The sequence below is a fragment of the Streptomyces sp. NPDC029526 genome, assembly GCF_040637405.1.
In the GTDB taxonomy this organism is placed as follows: Bacteria; Actinomycetota; Actinomycetes; order Streptomycetales; family Streptomycetaceae; genus Streptomyces.
Genome location: NZ_JBEZWE010000001.1, coordinates 139,845 through 163,913 on the forward strand (window position 1 = coordinate 139,845; position 24,069 = coordinate 163,913).

Below are 24,069 nucleotides of genomic sequence, written 5' to 3' on the forward strand. Positions count from 1 at the left end.
TTCAGCCTTCTTCCTTGCTGCCTGTGCGTACCTGCCCCGCTGCCCTTACCAACCTAATTGATCAGCGGTGGACATGAGCGGTCGTGGCGCCGTCGTCCGGCGCACCCTCAGGTACGTCCGGGCGGGTCCCCGGTATCAGTGCGGCGACGGACAGCAGGAAGAACCCGGCCGCGAGCAGCGGCGGGGTGCGGGTGCCCCAGGCGGCGGCGACGGCCCCGCCGAGCAGCGCGCCCAGGGGCGCACCGGCGACCGCGAGGGTGCGGTGGGCCGAGCTGACCCGGCCGAGCAGCGCGGCGGGGCTGCGTTCCTGCATCAGGGTCGTGGTGTTGACGTTCCACACCATGCCCATGAAGCCGAACACGGCCAGGGCGGCGGTGAGGGCGCCGAGGTGGCGGATCGTGCCCATGGCGACGAGGGCGGCGCACTGCGCGGTGCCGGCCAGGAGCACGGCCAGGGTCCGCCCGAGGCGGCCGGACAGGCGTCCGGTGAGCGCTCCCCCGGCGAGGCTGCCGGCCGCGTAGGCGGTGAGGGCCACCGCGTAGCCGGTGTTCCCGGCACCGAGCCAGTCGGTCACCACGAGGACGAGGGTCGCGATGAGGGCGCCCATGCCGATGTTGCACAGGGCGGTGGCGGTGCACAGTCCGCGCAGCGTCCGGTCCCGGGCGAGGGTGCGCAGGCCCTCGGCGATCTCCCGGCGCAGGGTGCTGCCCGGGGGTCTCGGCGCACGGTCGGGGACGGGGACGCGCAGGGTGGCGATCAGGGCGGCGGCCAGCAGGTAGGTGGCCGCGTCGACGGCGAACGGCGCGGCGGCGCCCGCGAGCAGCAGCACCGGGACGACGGGGCCGCCCAGCAGGCCGCCGGCGAGGCGCTGGCCGGTCATCAGGCGGGCGTTGGCGCTGCCCAGGGCCTCCCGGCCCACCAGGGACGGCAGCAGGGCGGTGGCGGCGTTGTCGAAGAGGGTCTGGAGGGTGGTGAGGGTGAAGGCGAGGGCGATCAGCAGGCCGATGGACGCCTGGCCCAGTCCGACGGCCAGGGCGAAGGCGGCGACCAGGAGGCCGCGCAGGGCGTCGACGGTCCACATGGCGCGCCGTTGGTCCACCCGGTCCGCGACCGCGCCGCCGAGCAGGCCGAAGACGATCCACGGGAGGTAGCCGCAGGCGGTGACGGAGGCGATGAGGAGCGGATCGTCGGTGAGGGTCACCGCCAGCAGGGGCAGGGCGGCCGTGCGCAGCGCGTCCCCGAAGCTGGACAGCACCGCGGCGCTCCACAGGCGCCCGAATCCCCCGCGCCACGCGGGGGCGCGAGAACGGGTCGGCTCCACCGTCGTCACTGCCGCTCCTCACGGTCCCACCGGCGCGTGTGCGCCGATGCGGGAACCGTAGGGGGTGCCACTGACAACGGGCCGCGGAGGACGGGCCGCAGTACGGTCGGGGTGGCTGCCGGGACGGCTATCGGGGGGCGGGCCGGTCCGGTGGGCGCCCGGGCTGTCCGGTACGGGCCGGCGTGGCCGTCAACTGCTAGATCTCGCCCCGGAGTTTGGCGAGGGCCTCGGCGAGGATCGCCTCGCCGTCGGCGTCGCTGCGCCGTTCCCGCACGTAGGCGAGGTGCGTCTTGTAGGGCTCGGTGCGCGGCGGGTCCGGCGGATTGTCGCGGTCCTGCCCGGCCGGAAAGCCACAGCGGGGGCAGTCCCAGGTGTCGGGGACCTGCGCGTCGCTCGCGAAGCTGGGCTGGGTCTCGTGTCCGTTGGAGCACCAGAAGGAGATGCGCAGCCGCGGCGCGGACTCGCCGCGCTCGGCCTCGCCCATCGGCCCCGCCCCGACCCGGCTTCCCCGGATCGCGTTGCCACTTGCCACGGTCGTAACTCCCTGCGTGATGGTGCCGCGAAGCGAGTCGGCGTTCCGCTTCACTGCGAGCGCCTCAGTTTACGTAAGGCCCAACGCGCGTCCAGTGGTGGGAGTTACCGCCCCCGCATTCCAGACGCGAGCCCCATGATAGGCCGCGCGTGGCCGCGCGTACCGAACATGGGGCCTTACGTACCGAATGGGTACGGGGGGAGTCCGGATCCGCGTCCGGACGGTGTGCGTCGCTCAGTTGTTCATCTTCATCATGATGCCGAGGGTGACGATGCACGCGAACCACAGCAGACCGACCACGACGGTGATCCGGTCGAGGTTGCGCTCGGCGACCGAGGAGCCGCCGACGGAGGACTGCATGCCGCCACCGAACATGTCGGAGAGGCCGCCGCCCTTCCCCTTGTGCATCAGCACCAGCAGCATCAGCAGCAGGCTGAAGACGATCAGGGCGATCGAGAACCCCATGACCACGACTGGACCAACTTCCTCGGATTCGGATGGACGACGCGGGGCCCGGCACGATACCGGACCCCGCAAGGGTACGACGGATCGCGGTCAGCGCATACTCGCTGCTCCGCCCGCCGGCCCGCTCACTGGTCGCGGAAGCGGACGATCTTCACGAACTCGTCGGAGTCCAGCGAGGCGCCGCCGACCAGCGCGCCGTCGATGTCGGGCTGCGCCATGATCTCGCCGACGTTGCCGGACTTGACGGAGCCGCCGTACTGGATGCGGATCCTGTCGGCCACGTCCTGGCTGTACAGCTCGGCCAGCTTGCCCCGGATCGCGGCGCAGACCTCCTGGGCGTCCTCGGCGCCGCAGACCTTGCCGGTGCCGATGGCCCAGACGGGCTCGTAGGCGACCACCACGGTCTCGGCCTGCTCGGCCGGGACGTCCTTCAGACCGCCCTCGACCTGGGCGAGGGTGTGGGCGACGTGGTTGCCCGCCTCGCGGACCTCCAGCTCCTCGCCGACGCACAGGATGGGGGTGAGGCCGTGCTTGTAGGCGGCCTTGACCTTGGCGTTGACGATCTCGTCGGTCTCGGCGTGGTACTGGCGGCGCTCGGAGTGGCCGACCGCGACGAAGGTGCACTTCAGCTTGGCGAGCATCGGGCCGGAGATCTCGCCGGTGTAGGCGCCGCCGTCGTGGGCGGAGATGTCCTGGGCGCCGTACTTGATCTTGAGCTGGTCGCCCTCGACCAGGGTCTGCACGGAGCGCAGGTCGGTGAAGGGCGGCAGGACGGCGACCTCGACGGCCTCGTAGTCCTTGTCGGCCAGGGCGAAGGCCAGCTTCTGGACGTGGGCGATGGCCTCGAGGTGGTTGAGGTTCATCTTCCAGTTGCCCGCCATCAGCGGCGTACGGGTGGTCATTGAGGGTCAGTCCTCCAGTGCGGCGAGGCCGGGGAGCGTCTTGCCCTCGAGGTATTCGAGGGAGGCGCCGCCTCCGGTCGAGATGTGGCCGAATGCCTGCTCGTCGAAGCCCAGGGTACGGACCGCCGCGGCGGAGTCGCCGCCGCCGACCACGGTGAAGCCCGGGGAGTCGATGAGGGCCTGGGCGACCGCGCGGGTGCCCTCGGCGTAGTCGGGGTGCTCGAAGACGCCCATCGGGCCGTTCCAGAAGACGGTGGCGGCGTCGGCCAGCTTCGAGGCGTACAGCTTGCGGGTCTCCGGGCCGATGTCCAGGCCCATCCGGTCGGCCGGGACGGCGTCCGCGGCGACGGTGTCGGGGTGGGTCGGGGCCTTGGCCTTCATGTCCGGGAAGGAGCCGCTGACCAGGGTGTCGACCGGCAGCACCAGCTCGACGCCGGTCTTCTCGGCGCGCTCCAGGTACTCGCGGACGACGGGGATCTGGTCCTCCTGCAGCAGGGAGGCGCCCACCTCGTGGCCCTGGGCCTTGAGGAAGGTGTAGGCCATGCCGCCGCCGATGAGGATGCGGTCGGCCTTGCCGAGCAGCTGGTCGATGACGGCGAGCTTGTCGGAGACCTTGGCCCCTCCGAGGGCGACCACGTAGGGCCGCGCGACGTCCTCGGTGAGCTTCTTCAGCACGCCGACCTCGGTGGCGATGAGGTACCCGGCGGCGTGCGGCAGGCGGGCCGGGAGGTCGTAGACGGAGGCGTGCTTGCGGTGGACCGCGCCGAAGCCGTCGCCGACGTAGAGGTCGGCGAGCGCGGCCAGGCGGTCGGCGAAGGCGGCGCGTTCGGCGTCGTCCTTGCTGGTCTCGCCGGCGTTGAAGCGCAGGTTCTCCAGCACGGCGACCTGCCCGTCGGCCAGGCCGGCGACGGTGGAGGCGGCGGACTCGCCGACCGTGTCGGTCGCGAACGCGACCTCGGTGCCGCGCAGTTCACCGAGACGGGCGGCGGCGGGCGCGAGGGAGAAGGCGGGGTCCGGGGCGCCCTTGGGGCGGCCCAGGTGCGAGGCCACGATCACGCGGGCGCCCGCCTCGGCGAGCGCGTTGACGGTGGGCAGCACGGCGCGGATGCGTCCGTCGTCGGTGATGGCCGTGCCGTCCATCGGCACGTTGAGGTCGGCGCGGACGAAGACCCGCCGGCCCGCGACTCCCTCGGAGAGGAGTTCGTCGATCGTCTTCATGAGGGCTCCCTGTAGAGCTTCGTGTTCGCTCGTGATCGCTCGTGATCGAAAGAGCGCGGCTGCTCCGATACGTGCGTCAGGGCCCGGTCGACGCGTCGGTGCGCCGGCCGAGCCCTGCACTCATATCAGGTTGCCTGCTCCACGCTCAGAGCTGGTTGCCCACGAAGACGGTCAGGTCGACGAGGCGGTTGGCGTAGCCCCACTCGTTGTCGTACCAGCCGATGACCTTCACGTTCTTGCCGTCCTGGACCATGGTCAGGGACGAGTCGAAGGTGCAGGAGGCCGGGGAGTTGACGATGTCGGAGGAGACGATCGGGTCCTCCGTGTACTCCAGCAGGCCCTTGAGCTCGCCCTCGCCGGCCTTCTGGAAGGCGGCGTTGACCTCTTCCTTGGTGACCTCGCGGCCCAGCTCGACGACCAGGTCGGTGACCGAGCCGGTCGGGACGGGCACGCGCATCGCGATGCCGTCCAGCTTGCCCTTGAGCTGCGGCAGCACCAGCGCGGTGGCCTTGGCGGCACCGGTGGTGGTCGGGATGATGTTCTCCGCGGCGGCACGCGCGCGACGCAGGTCCTTGTGCGGGAAGTCCAGGATCCGCTGGTCGTTGGTGTACGCGTGCACCGTCGTCATCAGGCCCTTGACGATGCCGAAGTTCTCGTCGAGCACCTTCGCCAGCGGCGCCACGCAGTTGGTGGTGCAGGAGGCGTTGGAGATGACGTGGTGGTTCGCCGGGTCGTACTGGTCCTGGTTGACGCCCATCACGATGGTGACGTCCTCGTTCTTCGCCGGAGCGGAGATGATGACCTTCTTGGCGCCACCGGTGATGTGCTTCTCGGCGTCTTCCTTCTTGGTGAAGATGCCGGTCGACTCGATGACGACGTCGACGCCGAGCTCGCCCCACGGGATGTCGGCGGGGTTGCGCTCGGAGAGGACCTTGACCGTCTTGTCCCCGACGGTGATGGAGTCCTCGGTGTGGGTGACCTCCTGCTTGATGCGCCCCAGGATGGTGTCGTACTTCAGCAGGTGTGCGGTGGTCGCGGTGTCACCCAGGTCATTGACAGCCACGATCTCGATGTCGGCGCCCTGTTCCAGCAGTGCGCGGAAGTAGTTGCGCCCGATGCGGCCAAACCCGTTGATGCCTACGCGGATCGTCACGAACCGATCTCCTCGTTGGTGCGCCGGCTGTGATGCCGGCGAGCTGTATTTGGGATGTCCCCGACCACTGTCGACCCTACCTCTCCGGGACCCCGGCCGTGACATCGAGTCGCCTCATACCCGGCAGTGCGGCCCGTACCCGCCAGTAGGGTACGGACCGCCCGGCCGGGGGGCTTTTCACGCCGTTTCGCCGGGTGCGGCGGGGACCTGTTCCGGGTGCCCGTCAGGCGTCCAGCGCAACCAGCGCCTTTCGCATCAGGGCCGCCCGGTCCGCCGCGTTCGTCAGGTGCTCCAGGCCGAAGCCCAGCAGCACGGTGTCCTCGGTGGTCACCGCCGCGTGGGTGCGGAACAGGGTTCCGGTGCGCGTCCAGTCCTTCGGCACGGCAGGGCTGCCCGCGGGCGGACCGGAGACCGTCCAGGGGCCCAGGGACGTCTCGAAGCCCTCGGTCCCGGTCGCCGTGCCGCCGACCACCACGGCGGTCTCGTCGGCGAGGACGCCCCGGCCGCCGCTGCCCGGATCGGTGACGTAGGCGAGCGCGACCTGCACCTGCTTCCCGGCGTAGGCGGAGAGGTCGAACTCCACCTGCTGCCAGCCGCCCGACGAGCCGGTCAGGCTGTTCCAGGTGCCGGTGCTGCCGGCCGGGGTGCAGCCGTCGGCGGCGACGGTCAGATAGTGCTCCAGCCAGGGGTGCCCGGCGGCGTAGAACCCGGCCTCGCACTGGGAGGGCACGGTGGTGGAGGTGGCGCCGCCCGCCTCGGGCAGGGTCGTCCAGTCGTCGCCGCCCGCGGTGCGCGCCTCGACGAGGACGTGGTCGTACCCCTCCTCGGTGTCCCACAGCAGGTGCGCCCGCAGGGCGGGCCGCTCGGCCGCGGTGACACCGGTCAGGTCGATGGTCCGGGTGAGGCGCTGGTAACCGTCGTCGGTGTGCACCGCGGCCGCCATGAACGACCCGGCGTACGGAGCGTAGGGGTTCACCGCGCCGGGGAAGGTTCCCGCTCCCGCGCTCGCGAACTGCGGGAACCGCTCCGGCGGCAGCTCGTCGGAGGTGACGCCGTAGGTGCCCGCCTGGTCGAGCGGGTTCCCGGGGGCGTCGGCGAGCGGGCCGGTGACGCCGCGCAGCGCGCCGCTGCCGGTGAACCCGGTCGCGCCCGGGGCCGACGTGCGGGTGTAGGCGCCCAGGTAGTACTGGCTGAAGTCGTCGGACGGGGTGCCGTCCCCGAGGTCGACGCTGCCTCCGGCCCGCTCCCCCGCCTCGATCAGCTTGCCGCCCTCGTTGAGGAAGGCCCGCAGCTGGAGCTGGGTGGCGACGCCGGGGACGTTCGCCCCCGTGTAGTGGACGACGGTGCGGAAGTGGCTCAGCACCCCCAGCGCGTCGGGCGCGCCCCGCTCGGCGACGTCCCAGACGGCCGCCCGGCGCCCGTTCGCCCGCAGCGCGTCGGCGTACGTCCGCGCGTGGACCGCCCCGGCCCCCTCCTCGGCGACCACCAGCACGTCCGCGCGGGGCCGCTCGGCCACGGTGTAGGTGAAGCGCTCACTGGAGACGTCCCGGCCGCGTCGGTCCTCGCCGGTGAACCACACCTCGACCCGGTCGCCCGGCCGCCCGTGGCGGACCCGGGCGCGGTACTCGTCGAAGTGGAGGTCGTCCTCGCCGCCGAACCGCTCGCCGCCCTGCCAGGCGCGCAGGCGGGCCTCGTGCGTCCGGCCGCCGTTGACGCGGTACTTCAGCTCCTTGTCGCGCACGGCCCGGCGCACCACCACGGAGACCTCCTGGTCGCCGCCGCGCGCGTAGGAGGTGTCGAAGACGGCCGGGGTGAAGTCGGCGGCCTCCAGTCCGACCGCGGAGGACGGCCGGTCGGGGTGGGCGGCGCTCTCGGCCACGGACAGGGCGAACGGGACGTTCTTGGCGAACTCCTGCTGGATCAGCTTCTCGTCGTCCGGGAAGGTGAAGATCGACCGGCAGTCGCCGGGCTCCCAGGCGTCGTCCGGGTCGACCTGGGACGCCGTCTGGCAGGTCGACATCTCGGGGGTGAACATCGCCATGCCGTTGACGTTGGAGGCGTGCCCGTCCGCCTCTCCGTTGGTGGTGTACAGCTCCGAGGAGAGCTGCGGGTGGTAGCCGGGGACCGCCGGGTTGCCGGGCGTGCCGGCCAGGGCCTCGTAGAGGACGTCGTCGGGGGTCGGGGTGGCCACCTGCCAGCCGACGCCGTAGAGCAGGAGTTCGGCGGCGGAGTGGTAGTTGATGCCGTAGGCGAAGCCGATCCGCTTCTGCAGCGCGTCGATGGCCTTCGTCTCGGGTTCGGACCCGGGGGCGGCGCCGCGGTAGGTCTGGCTGGCCGGGTTGGGGGACGACCCCTCGTCGTCGTAGCCCCACTTGTAGGGGAAGTTGCGGTTGAGGTCGACGCCGTCACCGGTGCCGATCACTCCGTCGCCGTTGACGTCGCGCAGGTTCTTGCGCCACAGGCGGTTGGCGTCGGAGGTGAAGGTGTGGTCGTAGCCGTCGGGGTTGGCCGACAGCACGAACCACAGTTCGGTGGAGTCGACGATGCTCCTCACGCGCCGGTCGGTGCGGTAGGAGTCGAGGTAGTGGTGCATCAGCCGCCGGGTCATCTCCGGGGTGATCCATTCCCGCGCGTGCTGGTTCGACATGTAGAGGACGGCGGGCCGGGAGCCGTCACGGGTCCTCTTCGCCCGCTTGGTGAGCTTCAGCGCGAGGATGTCCTCGCCGCGGACGGTCCGGCCGATGGAGACGACCTTGGTCAGGTCCGGGTGCTCCCGCGCGGTGCGCAGGATCTCCTCCTTGAGGCCGCCCTTGCCGCCGTACGGGCGGAAGACGCCCTCGGCGGCCTTCTCGACGCGCTTCTCCGCGGTGGCCGACAGGGAGTGTTCGGTGAGGTCGACGCCCTGGCGCTGCAGCGCCTCGGCCTGCGGTTCGGTGAGCTGGACCTCGACGGTGGCGGTGCCCCGGTCGGGGACCTGCTCGCCGAGTTCGTGGCCGTCCTGTCCGGCGGCCAGCAGCAGGGGTACCTGCCGCCCGGTGATCTCGGCGCGGAAGACCTTGACCTCGTCCGCGTCCGGTGTCGCCGTGGTGCCGGGTTGTGCCTGTGCCACGGGCGCGAGGCCCGCACCGCCGATCAGGAGCGCGGCGACGGCGAGGATCGGTCTCGCTCGGTGTCTCATGAAGCCCCCTAGCGTGTGTCCGCCCCAGCAGCGAACGGATGCCAGGCTCATGACAGTCCATGATCGAGTCAAGGGCGCCGGATCGACACGCGAACGCCGGTGCCGGTCACCCGAGTGGGCGGCGGCACCGGCGTTCTGACGGTGTGTCGGACGCTGGAGGGAAGCCGGGAGGGAGGGGGCGGTGGCCGGTCCGGCGCGCCGTCCGGACCCGTCGGCCGGACCCGTCGGCCGGACCCGTCGGCCCTTCGCCGTGGCGTACGGGACGACGCCGGACCGACGCGCCGTCCGGCGGCCGTGCGGATCAGCCGACGAGGTTGTCGGCCAGCTCCTCGCTGAGGTTGGCCTCCGTACCCGGGATGCCCAGGTCGGCGGCGCGCTTGTCCGCCATGGCGAGCAGCCGGCGGATGCGGCCGGCGACGGCGTCCTTGGTCAGCGGCGGGTCGGCGAGGGCGCCCAGCTCCTCCAGGGACGCCTGCTTGTGCTCCATGCGCAGCCGGCCGGCCGCGGCGAGGTGCTCGGGGACGTCGTCGGCGAGGATCTCCAGAGCACGCTGCACCCGGGCACCGGCGGCGACGGCCGCGCGGGCGGAACGGCGCAGGTTGGCGTCGTCGAAGTTGGCCAGCCGGTTCGCCGTGGCCCGCACCTCGCGGCGCATCCGGCGCTCCTCCCAGGCCAGCACCGACTCGTGCGCGCCGAGCCGGGTGAGCAGCGCCCCGATGGCGTCCCCGTCGCGGACCACGACCCGGTCCACGCCGCGCACCTCGCGCGCCTTGGCGCCGATCGCCAGCCGGCGGGCGGCGCCGACCAGGGCCAGCGCGGCCTCGGGTCCGGGGCAGGTCACCTCCAGGGAGGAGGAGCGGCCGGGCTCGGTGAGCGAGCCGTGCGCCAGGAAGGCGCCCCGCCAGGCCGCCTCCGCGTCGCAGGTGGCCCCCGAGACCACCTGCGGGGGCAGACCGCGGATCGGGCGCCCGCGGCCGTCCACCAGACCCGTCTGGCGGGCCAGCTGGTCACCGCCCGCGACCACCCGGACGACGTAACGCGAACCCCGGCGCAGTCCGCCGGGGGCCATCACGATCAGTTCCGAACCGTGGCCGAAAATCTCCAGCACGTCCCGCTTGAGACGGCGGGCCGCCATCGCGGTGTCCAGCTCCGCCTCGATCACGATGCGCCCGCTCACCAGGTGAAGGCCGCCGGCGAACCGCAGCAGGGCGGAGACCTCCGCCTTTCTGCAGCAGGTCCGGGTGACGGGAAGCCGGGAGATCTCGTCCTTCACCGCTGCCGTCATCGCCATGGGCCGATCCTTCCATGCATCCGAAAAATACGGTCGTACGCGGCGGCCAGCAGTTCCGGGTCGTGCCGGGGACTGCCGTCGGGGCGGGCCACCGGCGCCAGTTCGACCGCCGCACCGAGTCCCTTGGCGGCATCGGTCAGCGAGTCGCGGTCGGGTACGGCGGCCTCGTCGGCGAGCACCACGTCCAGGGCGAGTTTAGGGGCGTGTCGTCCCAAAACCTCCAAATGACGCTGCGGGGAGAAGCCCTCGGTTTCTCCGGGCTGCGGGGCGAGGTTCAACGACAGCACCCGACGGGCCTTGGTGCGGACGAGGGCGTCGAGCAGATCGGGCACGAGCAGGTGCGGGATCACCGAGGAGAACCACGAGCCGGGGCCGAGCACCACCCAGTCCGCGTCGAGCACCGCCTCGACCGCGTCGGGCACCGCGGGCGGGTCCTTCGGCACCAGGTGCACGGACTGCACCTCGCCGGGGGTGAGGGCCACGGTCGCCTGGCCGCGGACGGTGTCGACGTCGTCCGGCCGCTCGGGGTCGTGGCCCCTGACCAGGGCCTGGAGCTCGAGCGGCACCGCGGACATGGGCAGCACCCGCCCGTGCGCGCCGAGCAGCCGGCCCACCAGGTCCAGGGCCTGCACATGGTCGCCGAGCTGCTCCCACAGGGCGACGATCAGCAGGTTGCCGACCGCGTGCTCGTGCAGGTCGCCGTGGGACTGGAAGCGGTGCTGGATGACCCGGGCCCAGGTCTGGCCCCAGTCGTCGTCGCCGCACAGCGCGGCCAGCGCCTTGCGCAGGTCGCCGGGCGGCAGCACACCCAGCTCGTCCCGCAGGCGCCCGCTGGAGCCGCCGTCGTCGGCCACCGTGACGACGGCGGTGAGGTCGCCGGTGATCCGGCGCAGCGCGGCCAGCGAGGCCGACAGGCCCATGCCGCCGCCGAGGGCCACGACCTTGGGCTGGGTGCCCCGGCGCCGCGGTCTGCCGCCCCGGGCGTCGGCCGGCCGTCCGGAGCGCCCCTCGGGCACCGCCCGGCGCAGCCGGCCCAGCCGCGGTGAACGTCCGGTCATTCCCGTCCCATGTCCCGGTGGACGACCACCGTCTCCACGCCCTCGGCGACGAGCCGCGCGGCGAGCTTCTCCGACATGGCGACCGAGCGGTGCTTCCCGCCGGTGCAGCCGACGGCGATGGTGACGTAGCGCTTGCCCTCGCGGCGGTAGCCGGCGGCGACCAGGCGCAGCAGCTCGGTGTACCGGTCGAGGAACTCCTTGGCGCCTGGACGCTCGAAGACGTACGACGCGACCTCCTCGTTGAGGCCGGTGTACGGGCGCAGCTCCGGGACCCAGTGCGGGTTGGGCAGGAAGCGCATGTCGACGACCAGGTCGGCGTCGACGGGCAGCCCGTACTTGAAGCCGAAGGACATCACGGTGGCCCGCAGCTCGGGCTCCTCCTCGCCGGCGAACTGGGCGTCCATCTTGGCGCGCAGCTCGTGGACGTTGAGGCTGGAGGTGTCGATCACCAGGTCGGCGTCGCCGCGCAGCTCGCGCAGCAGTTCCCGCTCGGCGGCGATGCCGTCCACGATGCGGCCGTCGCCCTGGAGGGGGTGGGGCCGGCGCACGCCCTCGAAGCGGCGGACCAGGGTGTCGTCGGAGGACTCCAGGAAGACGATCCGCCGGGTGACGCCTCGCGAGTCCAGGTCGGCGAGGGATTCGCGCAGGTTGTCGAAGAAGCGCCGGCCGCGCACGTCGACGACGACCGCGATGCGGGCCACGTTGCCCTGGGAGCGCGCGCCGAGCTCCACCATGGTGGGGATCAGCGCGGGCGGCAGGTTGTCGACGACGAACCAGCCGAGGTCCTCCAGACACTTGGCCGCCGTGGAGCGGCCGGCTCCGGACATGCCGGAGATGATCACCAGCTCGGGGATGGCCGCCTCGGGCACCCCGGCCTTTTCCTTGCCCGTACTCACCTGTGCTCCGTTGTCCTGGGCCGGGCCGCTGTCGCCGCCGGGGCCCCTGTCGTCGCCGCTGCCGGCGCCGTTCCCGCCGCCGTCCCTGCCGCCGCCGTGGCCGGCGTGGCTGCCGCGGCCGGTCGGGGCGCCGGCGGCCCGCTGTTCCGCGGGCTCCTGGTGCGGGCGGTCCTGGGGTGCGGTGTCCCGGTGCGCGTGCTCGTGCTCCGCGCGGTCCTGCCGCGTGCCGGGCCGTTCGTCGTGCTCGGTCATCTCTCCTGCCCCCGTCGGTCGTCCGGGGCGCCCGCGGACACGGGCTCCCCGGGAGAACCCGTCGCCTGCCCGGGTTCTTCCTCGTCATCCATGATCTCTCCCGTGGCCGTGTTCACGGCCGGGGCCGGGAGTGCCGCCCGGGCGAAGGCCGCGGCGATCACCTCGGCGGTCTTGCGGCCTATGCCCGGAACCTCACAGATCTGTTCGATGGTCGCCGAGCGCAGCTTCTTCACCGAACCGAAGTGCTTGATCAGGGCCCGCTTACGGGCCTCGCCCAGGCCGGGCACCTCGTCCAGCGGGCCCGCCCGGAAGCGCTTGGCCCGCCGGGTCCGCTGGTAGGTGATCGCGAAGCGGTGCGCCTCGTCGCGGACCCGCTGGAGCAGGTAGAGGCCCTCGCTGGTGCGGGGCATCACCACCGGGTCGTCCTCGCCCGGCAGCCAGACCTCCTCCAGGCGCTTGGCGAGGCCGCACACGGCGATGTCGTCGATGCCGAGCTCGTCCAGCGCCCGCCGGGCCGCCGCGACCTGCGGGGCGCCGCCGTCGACCACGACGAGCTGGGGCGGGTACGCGAAGCGCTTGGGACGCCCGTCGTCCTCGGTGAGGGTGTCGGTCGGCGGCTCGGTGAGGGTGTCGGCCGGCGGCTCGGCGAGGCCGCCGGGGGCCGCGCCCGACGCGCCTTCCGTGCCTTCCGTGCCTTCCGTGCCTTCCGACGAGGTGGCGGGTTCCGTGGACGTGGCGGGTTCCGCGGCCCCGGCGGGACCGGAGTCGGTCCACTCCCCCGTCCGTTCCTTCTCGGCGAGGTAGCGGCGGAAGCGCCGGGTGATCACCTCGTGCATGGAGCGGACGTCGTCCTGCCCGGCGAAGCTCTTGATCTGGAAGCGGCGGTACTCGCTCTTGCGCGCCAGCCCGTCCTCGAAGACGACCATCGAGGCCACCACGTCGTCACCCTGGAGGTGGGAGATGTCGTAGCACTCGATCCGCAGGGGCGCGCTGTCCAGGTCCAGGGCCTCGGCGATCTCCTCCAGCGCGCGGGAGCGCGTGGTCAGGTCCGACGCCCGCTTGGTCTTGTGCAGCACCAGCGCCTGCTGGGCGTTGCGCTGCACCGTCTCCATCAGCGCCTTCTTGTCGCCGCGCTGCGGGACGCGCAGCGAGACGTTCGCCCCACGCCGCCCGGTGAGCCACTCCTGGACCGGTTCGACGGGGTCCGGCAGGGCGGGGACCAGGACCTCGCGGGGGACCGCGTCGCCGGTCTCCTCGCCGTAGAGCTGCTGCAGGGCGTGCTCCACCAGGGCGCCGGTGGTGATCTCCTCGACCTTGTCGGTGACCCAGCCGCGCTGGCCGCGCACCCGCCCGCCGCGCACGTGGAAGATCTGGACCGCCGCCTCCAGCTCGTCCTCGGCCACCGCGATCAGGTCGGCGTCGGTCGCGTCGGCGAGCACGACCGCGTTCTTCTCCATGGCCTTCTTCAGGGCTCCGATGTCGTCGCGCAGCCGGGCGGCCCGCTCGTACTCCATGTCCTCCGCGGCCCGCGCCATCCGCTGCTCCAGGCGGCGCAGATAGGTGCCGGTGCGGCCGGCCATGAAGTCGCAGAACTCCTCGGCCAGTTCCCGGTGGTCCTCGGCGGAGATGCGGTCCACGCAGGGCGCCGAGCACTTGTCGATGTAGCCGAGCAGGCACGGGCGCCCGGTGCGGGCGGCGTTCTTGAAGACCCCGGCCGAGCAGGTCCGCACCGGGAAGACCCGCAGCAGCAGGTCCACGGTGTCGCGGATCGCCCAGGCGTGCGCGTACGGGCCGAAGTAGCGCACGCCCTTCTTCTTGTGCCCGCGCATCACCTGGACGCGCGGGAACTCCTCGTTCATCGTGACGGCGAGGTACGGGTAGCTCTTGTCGTCGCGGTACTTGACGTTGAACCGGGGGTCGTACTCCTTGATCCAGGAGTACTCCAGCTGGAGCGCCTCGACCTCCGTGGACACCACCGTCCACTCCACGGACGCGGCCGTGGTGACCATCGAACGGGTGCGCGGGTGGAGTCCGGCCAGGTCCTGGAAGTAGTTCGCCAGGCGCTGGCGCAGGCTCTTCGCCTTCCCGACGTAGATCACCCGGCGGTGCTCGTCGCGGAACCGGTAGACCCCCGGCGAGTCGGGGATCTCGCCCGGTTTGGGGCGGTAGCTGGAGGGGTCGGCCATGCCTCACACCCTACTGGCGGGGACCGACACCCCGGCGGGCCCACGGGGTGAGGCGAGGACGGGCGCGGCGGAACCGCCGGACCCGGAGGGGTTAGCGGCTGTCGGAGCGGGAAGGTGGGGGGTCCACGCCTCGGGGCGGAGACGGACGACCGTGAGCCGGGCGGCAGCGGACCGGCCACGAGCCGGACGCGCTGCTAAACGGCCGTGGAACGGGCGACCGGGATGCCGCGGGACGGACGGTCACGAGTGCGGAGGGCTGGTCGAATGCGACAGACGCGGATCGAGAAACCCCGACGGCCTGCCCGGACCCGCCGGTACACGGACGAGGTCCCGCCCTTCACCGGCTCCCTCGACCCCCGCGACCCGGACATCGTGCGGGCCAAGAGACTCCGGGCACGGGAACTGGACAGCTCCGGCCGGAGCTGAGGAGCGGGACGGTCCGCTCACTGGGGCGAGCCCGAGCCGGTCGCTGGGGCGGCCCCCGCCCAGCCGCTGGGCTACCCCGACCGCCTGCTGAGGCGGCCCCGGCCCGCCTGGGGGCGACCACGAGGCGGTCGAGTGGGCGGTTCCGTTCCGGCAGCGACCCGGCGGTGCGGCAGGCGGACAGGAGCGTCGCCCTTCGGGGGCGTCCCTCGCCGGAAGGGCCGTCCGGGGCGAGCTGTCACGCACGGGCGACGGGCCCCGACGCGACAAAGAGTGCATCACGGGACGGTCGGGAGGGCCGTACCGGCCCCACGGCCGGTACGGCCCTCTCCCGTGTGCGGCGGTTGGCGGCGACTGTGGGACCGAGGTGTTGTCGGGACCTGGTCAACACGCTTCAATGCGGGGGAACTCCGGGCTCCGGGCGGCGGCGTACGGATGTGGGACCCCCCGCCGTGCCGGCGAAGCGGCCCGGGCGCGGGCGCGAACGGTCCGACCCCCGTTGTGGACATTCACAGAAAGGCCCCTGCATGCCGCACGCCACACCGCACGCGGACGTTGCCACCGCGGACCTGGACGCGGTTCTGCGCGGCGGCCCCTTCCACGTAGCCCTGCGGGCCGCGATCGCCGCCCGCGGCCTCCCCCTGCAGCGGGTGCAGCACCACCTGTCGCGCCACGGCGTGAAAGTCGGTGTCACCAGCCTCAGCTACTGGCAGCAGGGTGCCCGGCGCCCGCAGCGCCCGGAGTCGCTGCGGGCCGTCCGGGCCCTGGAGGAGATCCTGCAGCTGCCCGAGGAGTCGCTCATCCGGCTGCTCGCCGATCCCGGGGGGTCCGCCGAACGCTCGGCGAACCCGCGGCCCGGCGGGCCGTCCTACCGCTCGCTGGTGGAGGCGTCCGGGGTCGTGGAGCGACTGCTCGCCGACTTCGGCGTCCCCCGGGACAGCGGGCTGCACATCCTGGGCGAGCACGAGCGGGTCCGCATCGGCGCACGCCGTGAACTGGCCGGACGCGAGTCGCACCTCATCGTGCGCGCCCACCTGGACGGCGTGGACCGCTTCGTCGCCGTCCACCACGGTGATCCGGGGGCGGCGCCCGCGCGGATGACCGTGCACGCCCTGGAGAACTGCCGCGCGGGGCGCGTCCGCCGGCACCACGACTCGGGCGTCCTCGCCGTCGAGCTCCTCTTCGACACCCGGCTGCGGGCCGGGGACACCTATCTGTTCCGCTACGCCGTGGAGGACGGCACGGCGGGCATCTCCCGCGAGTACGTCCACCGGACCGGCACGCCGGGGGGCCAGTACGCGCTCCAGGTCGGCTTCGACGCCGGGGCCATGCCCGTGCGCTGCCACCGCTTCACCCAGCACACCGCGGCGGCGCCGCGCGGCGGCCGTCAGTCCCTCCCGCTCAGTGGTCGACACCGCTCGGTGCACCTGGTGGAACCGCGCGTCCGGTCGGGATACGTGGGCATCGCCTGGGACTGGGCCTGACGGCCACCGCGGGCAGGAGCGTCACCGGGCGGGCGACGGGCGGCCGGCCCCACGGCACCGGCACGGGGCCGAGGCACCGGCGTGCGGGGCCCGGCGTCGACGCGGAGCGGCTGCTCAGCCGGTGACCGTCGCCGGCACGGGTCAGGCTTCCGGAGCGGCGACGATGGTTCCGTCCTTCACCTCGACCGTCAGGCGGTCCAGGGGCGCGACAGCCGGTTCGCGCGTCGCCTTGCCGGTGGTGACGTCGAACTCACTGCCGTGGCAGGGACAGATCAGCCTGGTCCCGTCCAGCTTGTTGGCGGGGCACCGCGCGTGGGTGCAGATGGTGCTGTGGGCCGTGAGCGTGCCGTCCTCCGCCCGGCTGACGACGACGTTGTGGTCCGGGTAGAGGCGGGCGCTGCCCGCGGCCACCTCCGTCTCGGCGCCGAGCTCGACCGGCTCCGTCAGCGCGGCCGGCTTGTCCTCGACACGGCCGCAGGCGGTGAGCCCCAGCCCTGCGACCGGCGCGAGGGCCACACCCCTCAGGACGGTACGGCGACTCGCGGCGGGACGGGCGGACATCACGGGCTCCTGCTGGTCGGAGGGTTACGGCACGGCGCCGACACGACGGCGGCGCGGTGCGAGGGTCGACAGGGACGATACCGGGGGTGCTGGTTCCGGATGACGGGTGGGCCCCGTGACGGCGACGCGGGTGACGGACCCGGGTGACCAGGGCCGGGCCGACGGCTCGGACACCGCTCCAGGGCCGCACCGGCGGCCGTCCGGGTTCGGGCAGTGGCGGAGGCGGCACAGCGGCAGCGGCAGCGGCAGCGGCAGCGGGAGGTAAACGCTTGCGCAATCGTTCGCGCAAGCGTTTACCTCCCCGTCCGGATGAGCTACCGTCCTGCGCGGGACGGAGAACCGCAGCCCCGGCGCCCGGAACGCGCAGCCTCCCCACCCTGCGCGAGGCCGGCACGGTCCGCGACTCGTGGGCGAGGACCGAGGCGTGCGTCCGTACCCGGGCCGGGCCCGCCCGGGCCCACGGGACCCCGCCCCGGCCGACGGCTTGGCCGCCCGGCCACCGTGCGCGCCCCAACCCGGCGCGGAGGCAGGAGCCGGAGGAAGGGAACGAGGAGCGCGATGGCGACCATGGCCGACGTGGCGCGACGGGCAGGTGTCTCCGTAGCGACCGTCTCCCACGTCCTGAACGGCACCAGGGCGGTCCTCCCCCACACCAGCCGGGCGGTCCTGGACGCCGTCGAGGCACTCGGCTACACCCGCAACACGCTGGCCCGCTCCCTGGTGACGTCCCGGACCCGGTCGATCGGGCTGGCCGTCTCGGCGATCAGCAACCCGTACTTCACCGAGATCCTGCAGGGAGTCGAGGCAGCCGCCCTGGAACACGGGTACAGCCTGCTGGTCGCCGACCCGCACGACGACCCGGAGCACGAGCTCAGGGCCGCCAGGCTGCTGCACGAGCGCCGGGTGGACGGTGTGATCGTCGCACCGTCACCGCGCCCCCACGCGCTGGTCGACCACCTCACGCGCCACCGCGTACCGGCGGTGTTCCTGGACCGGCTGGTGGCCCCGCCCGCGGAGCAGGCGCCCGACGACACACCCCACCGCGTCGGGGCGCCCCGGACCGACCGGAGCCTCGACGGCGACGGAGAGGGCCTCCTCCAGGAAGGACCTGACCACCCGGAGGAGGGACCGGGCGTCCCCCACGGAAAGCCGGCCCCCACCCAGGACGGGACCCGCCTCGACCGGGACGCTCCGGGTTCCGGTTCCGCCCGGAACCGGCCGGGCTCCCCCCAGGACGTGCCACGCTCCGACCGGTACGGGCCACGCCTCGGCCACGACGGGCCGTGCTTCGACCAGGTGTGCGCCGAGAACACGGAGCCCACGGCCCGTCTGGTGACCCACCTCGCCGGGCTCGGACACCGCCGCATCGCCATGGTGGCGGGCCTGCCGGGACTCAGCACCACCGACGAGCGGATCGCCGGTTACCGTCAGGGACTCGCGGCGGCCGGACTTCCGTTCGACGAGCGCCTGCTGGTGCACGGCGACTCGGAGTCGGCGGGCGGCGAGCGCGCCACCGCCCACCTGCTGGCGTCGGGCCTCTCCCCCACCGCGTTGGTCACCGCGAACAACGCCATGACCATCGGAGCCCTGCGCGCCCTGCGCACCCACGGCGTGGCCGTGCCCGACGACCTCGCGCTGTGCTGCTTCGACGACTTCTCCTGGGCGGACCTGTTCTCGCCCCGGCTCACCGCGATCGCCCAGCCCAGCCGGGAGATGGGCATCCGCGCGGTCGAGGTGCTCCTGGACCGCCTCGCCGCGCCGGACGCCCCCGCGCGGACCGTGCGGCTGCCGTGCACCTTCGTGCACCGCACGTCCTGCGGCTGCCCGGACGGACCGGAGGAGCGCACCCCCGTCGGCCGGCCCCGCTCGTCCCGCGCACCCGGCGGTCGCGAAGGCGGTGCGTCCCCCGCCCCCCGGCGGCCCGCGCACGTCCGTGACACAGCCCGCGCTTCCCGGAAAGGAAACCCCTCGTGATCGTCGTAGCCGGTGAGGCACTGATCGACCTGGTACCCGGAGGAACGGGCGCCCTCGCGCCGTTGACCCCCGCGCTCGGCGGCGGCCCGTACAACACGGCCGTGGCGCTGGGGCGGCTCGGGTCCCCCACCGCCTTCTGCTCCCGTGTCTCCCGGGACGCCTTCGGGGAGGCGCTGCTCGGCCGGCTGCGGGACACGGGCGTCGACGTGTCCGCGGTGCAGCGGGGCGACGAGCCGACGACGCTCGCCCTCGCCACCCTCGGCGCGGACGGCTCGGCGGCTTACTCCTTCTACGTGGAGGGGACCGCGGACCGGCTGTTCACGGCGCCCGAGGCGCTGCCGGCCGGGACGCGGGCGGTGTCCTTCGGCACCTGCTCCCTGGTGCTGGAGCCGGGAGCCGGGGCCTACGAGGAGCTGATGCGCGCGGCGTCGGCCCAGGGCGTGTTCACCGCCCTCGACCCCAACATCCGGCCGGGTCTGATCCCGGACGCCGATGCCTACCGGGCCCGGTTCGGCGGCTGGCTGCCGTCGGTGTCGCTGCTGAAGCTGTCCGAGGAGGACGCGCGGTGGCTCGGCGGGAGCCCGCGGGAGTGGCTGGCGGCCGGGCCGGCGGCGGTCGTGCTCACCCGGGGCGGTGACGGGCTGGTCGCCTTCACCCGGGACGGCGGCGAGTACGCGGTGCCGGGTGAGCCGGTGCGCGTGGTGGACACGATCGGCGCGGGCGACACGGTGAACGCCGCCCTGCTGCACGGTCTCGCGGCCCGGGGAGCACTGAGCGAGGCGGGAGTGGCAGGACTCGGTGCCGACGGCTGGGCGGGACTGCTCGGCTTCGCCGCCCGGGCGGCGGCGGTCACCTGCTCCCGGGCGGGCGCTGAGCCGCCGTACGCCCACGAACTGGACGGCTGAACCGCACGCCCACCAACTGGACGGCTGACCGCACGCCCACCAACTGGACAGCTGAACGCGCACCCGGCCGCACGCGCGCCCGCGCGCCCCTTCCCGAGGACGCTCGGGAAGGGGCGCGCGGGTGGGCGCGGTGCCGGGACGGGCGGTGGCCCCGGGGGCGGGCCCGCCGGGTCAGGCCTTGGCGGCCCGCGTCGCCCGCTTGGCGGCGGTCGTCCGCACCGGCTTCGCGGCCTCGGCCGGCACCGCGGACTCCGCGGCCTCGGCCGACCCGGTCTCGGCCGACCCTGCCTTGGCCGCGCGGGCCGGCTTCTTCGCCCGGGCGGTGGCCGTCCGGGCGCTCGCCGACGCGGCGGCCGTCTTCCGCGCCGCCGTCTTGCGCCGGGCCGGGGCGGGAGCGGCGTCGCTGACCAGCTCCGCGCCGAGGACCTCCCGCAGGAACTTGCCGGTGTGGCTGGTCGGCACGCCGGCGACCTCCTCGGGGGTGCCCTCCGCGACGACCAGACCGCCGCCGGAACCGCCCTCGGGGCCCATGTCGACGATCCAGTCGGCGGTCTTGATCACGTCGAGGTTGTGCTCGATGACGATGACCGTGTTGCCCTTGTCGACCAGTCCGGACAGCACCCTCAGGAGCTTGTTGATGTCCTCGAAGTGCAGACCGGTGGTCGGCTCGTCCAGCACGTAGACGGTGCGGCCGGTGGAGCGCTTCTGCAGCTCGCTGGCGAGCTTCACGCGCTGGGCCTCACCGCCGGACAGGGTCGTCGCCGCCTGGCCGAGCCGGACGTAGCCGAGGCCCACGTCGTTGAGCGTCCTGAGGTGGCGGGAGATCGCCGGGACGGCCTCGAAGAAGTGCATGGCCTCCTCGATCGGCATGTTCAGCACGTCGGCGATGGACTTGCCCTTGTAGTGGACCTCCAGGGTCTCCCGGTTGTACCGGGCGCCGTGGCAGACCTCGCACGGGACGTACACGTCCGGGAGGAAGTTCATCTCGATCTTGATGGTGCCGTCGCCCGCGCAGTTCTCGCAGCGGCCGCCCTTGACGTTGAAGGAGAAGCGGCCGGGCATGTAGCCGCGGACCTTCGCCTCGGTGGTCTCGGCGAACAGCTTGCGGACGTGGTCGAACACACCCGTGTACGTGGCCGGGTTGGAGCGGGGCGTGCGGCCGATCGGCGACTGGTCGACGTGCACGACCTTGTCGACGAGGTCGTCGCCGTCCACGCGGGTGTGCCGTCCGGGCACGCTGCGGGCGCCGTTCAGCTCGCGGGCCAGGTGGGTGTAGAGGATGTCGTTGACCAGCGTCGACTTGCCCGAGCCGGAGACGCCGGTGACCGCGGTGAACACGCCCAGCGGGAAGGACACGTCGATGTCCTGGAGGTTGTTCTCGCGGGCTCCGTGCACGGTGAGCACGCGGGACGGGTCCAGCGGGCGTCGGACGTCGGGCAGCGGGATGGACTTGCGGCCCGACAGGTACTGGCCGGTCTGCGACTCCTCGGTGGCGAGGAGTTCCTTGAGGGAGCCGCTGTGCACGACCCGGCCGCCGTGCTCGCCGGCGCCGGGGCCGATGTCGACGATCCAGTCGGCCGTCTTGATCGTGTCCTCGTCGTGCTCGACGACGATGAGCGTGTTGCCCATGTCGCGCAGCCGGACCAGGGTCTCGATCAGCCGGTGGTTGTCGCGCTGGTGGAGTCCGATGGAGGGCTCGTCCAGGACGTAGAGCACGCCGACGAGTCCGGAGCCGATCTGCGTGGCCAGGCGGATGCGCTGGGCCTCACCGCCGGACAGGGTACCCGCGGCACGGTTGAGCGAGAGGTAGTCCAGGCCGACGTCGACCAGGAAGCGCAGCCGTTCGTTGACCTCCTTCAGCACGCGCTCGGCGATCTTCTTGTCGCGGTCGGTGAGCTTCAGCTCGCCCAGGAAGTCCGCGCAGTCGCTGATGGACATGGCGGAGACCTCGGCGATGGACCTGCCCATGACCGTGACCGCCAGGACGACCGGCTTGAGGCGAGTGCCCTCACAGGCGGGGCACGGGACCTCGCGCATGTATCCCTCGAAGCGCTCACGGCTCGAGTCGCTCTCGGCCTCGCTGTGCCGGCGCTTGACGAAGGGGATGGCGCCCTCGAACGCCGTGGTGTAGCGGCGTTCCCTTCCGTAGCGGTTGCGGTAGCGCACCTCGACCTGCGTCTTGTGGCCGTGCAGCAGCGCCTTCTTCGCGCGCTGCGGGAGGCCCGCGAAGGGGATGTCGGTGCGGAAGCCGAGCGCGTCGGCCAGGGCTCCGACCAGGCGGTCGAAGTAGTCCTTGGTGTGGCCGTGCGACCAGGGGTGGATGGCGCCCTCGTCGAGGCTCTTGTCCCCGTCGGGCACGATCAGTTCCGGGTCGACCTCCATGCGGGTGCCGATGCCGGTGCACTCCGGGCAGGCGCCGAAGGGCGAGTTGAAGGAGAAGGAACGGGGCTCCAGCTCCTCGAAGGACAGGTCGTCGTACGGGCAGTACAGGTGCTCCGAGAACATCCGCTCGCGCTCGGGGTCGTCCTCGGGGAGGTCGACGAAGTCCAGCACGACCATGCCGCCGGACAGACCGAGGGCGGTCTCGACGGAGTCGGTGAGGCGGCGCTTGGCGCTGTCCTTCACGGTGAGGCGGTCGACGACCACCTCGATGGTGTGCTTCTCCTGCTTCTTCAGGGTGGGCGGGTCGGACAGCTGGACGGTCGCGCCGTCCACCCGGGCGCGGGAGTAGCCCTTGGTCTGGAGGTCGGAGAAGAGGTCGACGAACTCGCCCTTGCGCTCGCGCACCAGCGGCGACAGCACCTGGAAGCGGCTCCCCTCCGGGAGCTCCAGCACGCGGTCGACGATGGCCTGCGGCGACTGGCGGGAGATCGGGCGTCCGCACTCGGGGCAGTGCGGCTTGCCGATGCGCGCGAAGAGCAGGCGGAGGTAGTCGTAGACCTCGGTGATGGTGCCGACGGTCGAGCGGGGGTTGCGCGAGGTCGACTTCTGGTCGATGGAGACCGCCGGGGAGAGGCCCTCGATGAAGTCGACGTCGGGCTTGTCCATCTGCCCGAGGAACTGCCGGGCGTACGAGGAGAGCGACTCCACGTAACGCCGCTGCCCCTCGGCGAAGATGGTGTCGAAGGCCAGCGAGGACTTGCCCGACCCCGACAGGCCCGTGAAGACGATGAGCGAGTCGCGCGGGAGGTCGAGCGAGACGTTCTTGAGGTTGTGCTCGCGCGCTCCACGGACGATGAGACGGTCGGCCACGCCGGTCCGCACCTTTCTTGAGAGAAGTGACAGGGGCGGGGCCCCCGTCTTCCTCAGACTAGGGGGAGCCACTGACAACGCCGGTCGGATTCACGGTTGACAACAATCCCCGGCTTTCCAGAATGCCCGACGCCACGTCCGACCTTATAGCACGTGCATTCGAATCATGGCCGGTTGTCGACACCTTCACCCGAAGGTGTGGCGCGACTAATGTCAGCAACCATGAATGATCACGCCCATGACCTGGCCTCTGTACAAGCCGCTACCGAACGGCTGCTCACTGCCGTCGCCGCGCTGGACGACACGGCTGTGACCCAGTCGTCGCGCCTGCCGGGCTGGACCCGGGGCCATGTGCTGGCCCACCTCGCGCGCAACGCGGACGCCCTGGTGAACGTCATGGAGGGCCGCCCCATGTACGTCTCCGCCGAGGCGCGGGAGGCCGACATCGAGCGGGACGCGCCGCGTCCGGTCACCGACCAGCTCGCCGACCTGCGCGAGAGCGCGGCCCGCTTCGACGCCGTGTGCGCCGCCGAGTCGGACTGGACGCGCACGGTGGAGCTGCGCAACGGCGTCACCGACCGGGCCGGCCGGGTGCCGTTCCGGCGCTGGGCCGAGGTCGCCCTGCACCACGTGGACCTCGGGATCGGCCACGAGCTGGAGGACCTGCCCGCGGAGTTCGTGCGGCGGGAGATCGGCTTCCTGGCGGAGCGGTTCACCGGGCACCGCGACGTGCCCGCCACCCGGCTCGGCACCACGGACGGCCGCTCCTGGACGACCGGCGGGGCGGGGGACGTCCCGGTCGTCGTGGAGGGGAGCCCCGCCGACCTGGTGGGCTGGCTCGCGGGCCGCCGCGACGGCTCCGGACTGACCGTGAAGAACGGCGCGCTGCCGGCCCTGCCCCCGCTGTGACCGCCGCATGATCGGCCGGCGCCCCCGCGCCCCGCGCGGTTCCCCCGGCGGTGCCCGCGCGGGGGCGGCCGGCGGGGGCGACCGGGCGGGCCGTCCGCTATAGGCTGAC

At 72.9% G+C, this 24,069-nt stretch carries 18 protein-coding genes; 5 read left to right on the forward strand and 13 right to left on the reverse strand.

Features of this window, described 5'->3' with window-relative positions; genetic code table 11:
• Positions 1–61 precede the first annotated feature (61 nt).
• From AB0F01_RS00670 to uvrC, 11 genes are all read right to left on the reverse strand, one after another.
• Positions 62–1,330, reverse strand: a complete 1,269-nt coding sequence (locus tag AB0F01_RS00670; protein ID WP_362088922.1) for an MFS transporter — start codon at positions 1,328–1,330, stop codon at positions 62–64.
• 187 nt (positions 1,331–1,517) lie between these two features.
• Complete coding sequence (locus AB0F01_RS00675) at positions 1,518–1,853, reverse strand: RNA polymerase-binding protein RbpA (protein WP_003957010.1); 336 nt, start codon at positions 1,851–1,853, stop codon at positions 1,518–1,520.
• A gap of 234 nt (positions 1,854–2,087) precedes the next feature.
• Positions 2,088–2,318, reverse strand: a complete 231-nt coding sequence (gene secG, locus AB0F01_RS00680; protein WP_203609785.1) for a preprotein translocase subunit SecG — start codon at positions 2,316–2,318, stop codon at positions 2,088–2,090.
• 125 nt (positions 2,319–2,443) lie between these two features.
• The gene (gene tpiA / locus AB0F01_RS00685) at positions 2,444–3,220 is read right to left on the reverse strand and encodes a triose-phosphate isomerase (RefSeq protein ID WP_362088923.1); all 777 of its coding nucleotides are present in this window, start codon (positions 3,218–3,220) and stop codon (positions 2,444–2,446) included.
• 6 nt (positions 3,221–3,226) lie between these two features.
• Positions 3,227–4,438, reverse strand: coding sequence for a phosphoglycerate kinase (locus tag AB0F01_RS00690; protein WP_362088924.1), 1,212 nt, complete (start codon positions 4,436–4,438; stop codon positions 3,227–3,229).
• Between the two features lie 145 nt (positions 4,439–4,583).
• The gene (gap, locus tag AB0F01_RS00695) at positions 4,584–5,591 is read right to left on the reverse strand and encodes a type I glyceraldehyde-3-phosphate dehydrogenase (RefSeq protein ID WP_362088925.1); all 1,008 of its coding nucleotides are present in this window, start codon (positions 5,589–5,591) and stop codon (positions 4,584–4,586) included.
• Positions 5,592–5,814: 223 nt separating this feature from the next.
• A complete protein-coding gene (locus tag AB0F01_RS00700) occupies positions 5,815–8,769 on the reverse strand; it encodes a M14 family zinc carboxypeptidase (RefSeq protein ID WP_362088926.1) in 2,955 nt (984 codons plus the stop codon).
• A gap of 301 nt (positions 8,770–9,070) precedes the next feature.
• Positions 9,071–10,060, reverse strand: a complete 990-nt coding sequence (gene whiA, locus AB0F01_RS00705) for a DNA-binding protein WhiA (RefSeq protein WP_362088927.1) — start codon at positions 10,058–10,060, stop codon at positions 9,071–9,073.
• On the reverse strand, positions 10,051–11,118 hold the full coding sequence (yvcK, locus tag AB0F01_RS00710; RefSeq protein WP_362088928.1) for a uridine diphosphate-N-acetylglucosamine-binding protein YvcK: 1,068 nt from the start codon (positions 11,116–11,118) through the stop codon (positions 10,051–10,053). The genes whiA and yvcK overlap by 10 nt, the downstream gene beginning before the upstream one ends.
• Positions 11,115–12,266, reverse strand: coding sequence for an RNase adapter RapZ (gene rapZ / locus AB0F01_RS00715; protein WP_362088929.1), 1,152 nt, complete (start codon positions 12,264–12,266; stop codon positions 11,115–11,117). The genes yvcK and rapZ overlap by 4 nt, the downstream gene beginning before the upstream one ends.
• The gene (uvrC, locus tag AB0F01_RS00720; RefSeq protein WP_362088930.1) at positions 12,263–14,452 is read right to left on the reverse strand and encodes an excinuclease ABC subunit UvrC; all 2,190 of its coding nucleotides are present in this window, start codon (positions 14,450–14,452) and stop codon (positions 12,263–12,265) included. Before uvrC ends, rapZ begins: the two co-directional genes overlap by 4 nt.
• 264 nt (positions 14,453–14,716) lie before the next feature.
• Here uvrC and AB0F01_RS00725 point away from each other — a divergent pair, with 264 nt between their 5' ends.
• Both AB0F01_RS00725 and AB0F01_RS00730 read left to right on the forward strand, forming a co-directional pair.
• On the forward strand, positions 14,717–14,878 hold the full coding sequence (locus tag AB0F01_RS00725; protein WP_362088931.1) for a hypothetical protein: 162 nt from the start codon (positions 14,717–14,719) through the stop codon (positions 14,876–14,878).
• Positions 14,879–15,402: 524 nt separating this feature from the next.
• Positions 15,403–16,359: a hypothetical protein gene (locus AB0F01_RS00730; RefSeq protein ID WP_362088932.1), complete on the forward strand. Its 957-nt coding sequence runs from the start codon at positions 15,403–15,405 to the stop codon at positions 16,357–16,359.
• Between the two features lie 141 nt (positions 16,360–16,500).
• On the opposite strand, the gene AB0F01_RS00735 is transcribed toward AB0F01_RS00730, so the two are convergent.
• On the reverse strand, positions 16,501–16,920 hold the full coding sequence (locus AB0F01_RS00735; RefSeq protein ID WP_362088933.1) for a Rieske (2Fe-2S) protein: 420 nt from the start codon (positions 16,918–16,920) through the stop codon (positions 16,501–16,503).
• 558 nt (positions 16,921–17,478) lie between these two features.
• Between AB0F01_RS00735 and AB0F01_RS00740 the strand changes: the two genes are divergently transcribed.
• Both AB0F01_RS00740 and AB0F01_RS00745 read left to right on the forward strand, forming a co-directional pair.
• Positions 17,479–18,894: a LacI family DNA-binding transcriptional regulator gene (locus AB0F01_RS00740; protein WP_362088934.1), complete on the forward strand. Its 1,416-nt coding sequence runs from the start codon at positions 17,479–17,481 to the stop codon at positions 18,892–18,894.
• On the forward strand, positions 18,891–19,799 hold the full coding sequence (locus tag AB0F01_RS00745) for a carbohydrate kinase (RefSeq protein ID WP_362088935.1): 909 nt from the start codon (positions 18,891–18,893) through the stop codon (positions 19,797–19,799). The genes AB0F01_RS00740 and AB0F01_RS00745 overlap by 4 nt, the downstream gene beginning before the upstream one ends.
• 171 nt (positions 19,800–19,970) lie before the next feature.
• On the opposite strand, the gene uvrA is transcribed toward AB0F01_RS00745, so the two are convergent.
• Positions 19,971–23,051, reverse strand: a complete 3,081-nt coding sequence (gene uvrA / locus AB0F01_RS00750; protein WP_362088936.1) for an excinuclease ABC subunit UvrA — start codon at positions 23,049–23,051, stop codon at positions 19,971–19,973.
• Between the two features lie 222 nt (positions 23,052–23,273).
• On the opposite strand from uvrA, the gene AB0F01_RS00755 reads away from it, so the two are divergent.
• Positions 23,274–23,960, forward strand: a complete 687-nt coding sequence (locus tag AB0F01_RS00755) for a maleylpyruvate isomerase family mycothiol-dependent enzyme (RefSeq protein WP_362088937.1) — start codon at positions 23,274–23,276, stop codon at positions 23,958–23,960.
• The last annotated feature ends 109 nt before the right edge of the window (positions 23,961–24,069 follow it).

Excerpts from the sequence above, each read along its gene's own strand:
- yvcK (WP_362088928.1), bottom strand. The coding sequence starts at position 11,118 with ATGACCGGACGTTCACCGCGGCTGGGCCGGCTGCGCCGGGCGGTGCCC.
- uvrC (WP_362088930.1), bottom strand. The coding sequence starts at position 14,452 with ATGGCCGACCCCTCCAGCTACCGCCCCAAACCGGGCGAGATCCCCGAC.
- AB0F01_RS00755 (WP_362088937.1), top strand. The coding sequence starts at position 23,274 with ATGAATGATCACGCCCATGACCTGGCCTCTGTACAAGCCGCTACCGAA.
- AB0F01_RS00690 (WP_362088924.1), bottom strand. The coding sequence starts at position 4,438 with ATGAAGACGATCGACGAACTCCTCTCCGAGGGAGTCGCGGGCCGGCGG.
- rapZ (WP_362088929.1), bottom strand. The coding sequence starts at position 12,266 with ATGACCGAGCACGACGAACGGCCCGGCACGCGGCAGGACCGCGCGGAG.
- AB0F01_RS00700 (WP_362088926.1), bottom strand. The coding sequence starts at position 8,769 with ATGAGACACCGAGCGAGACCGATCCTCGCCGTCGCCGCGCTCCTGATC.
- secG (WP_203609785.1), bottom strand. The coding sequence starts at position 2,318 with ATGGGGTTCTCGATCGCCCTGATCGTCTTCAGCCTGCTGCTGATGCTG.
- AB0F01_RS00730 (WP_362088932.1), top strand. The coding sequence starts at position 15,403 with ATGCCGCACGCCACACCGCACGCGGACGTTGCCACCGCGGACCTGGAC.
- whiA (WP_362088927.1), bottom strand. The coding sequence starts at position 10,060 with ATGGCGATGACGGCAGCGGTGAAGGACGAGATCTCCCGGCTTCCCGTC.
- AB0F01_RS00740 (WP_362088934.1), top strand. The coding sequence starts at position 17,479 with ATGGCGACCATGGCCGACGTGGCGCGACGGGCAGGTGTCTCCGTAGCG.
- AB0F01_RS00735 (WP_362088933.1), bottom strand. The coding sequence starts at position 16,920 with ATGTCCGCCCGTCCCGCCGCGAGTCGCCGTACCGTCCTGAGGGGTGTG.
- AB0F01_RS00725 (WP_362088931.1), top strand. The coding sequence starts at position 14,717 with ATGCGACAGACGCGGATCGAGAAACCCCGACGGCCTGCCCGGACCCGC.
- tpiA (WP_362088923.1), bottom strand. The coding sequence starts at position 3,220 with ATGACCACCCGTACGCCGCTGATGGCGGGCAACTGGAAGATGAACCTC.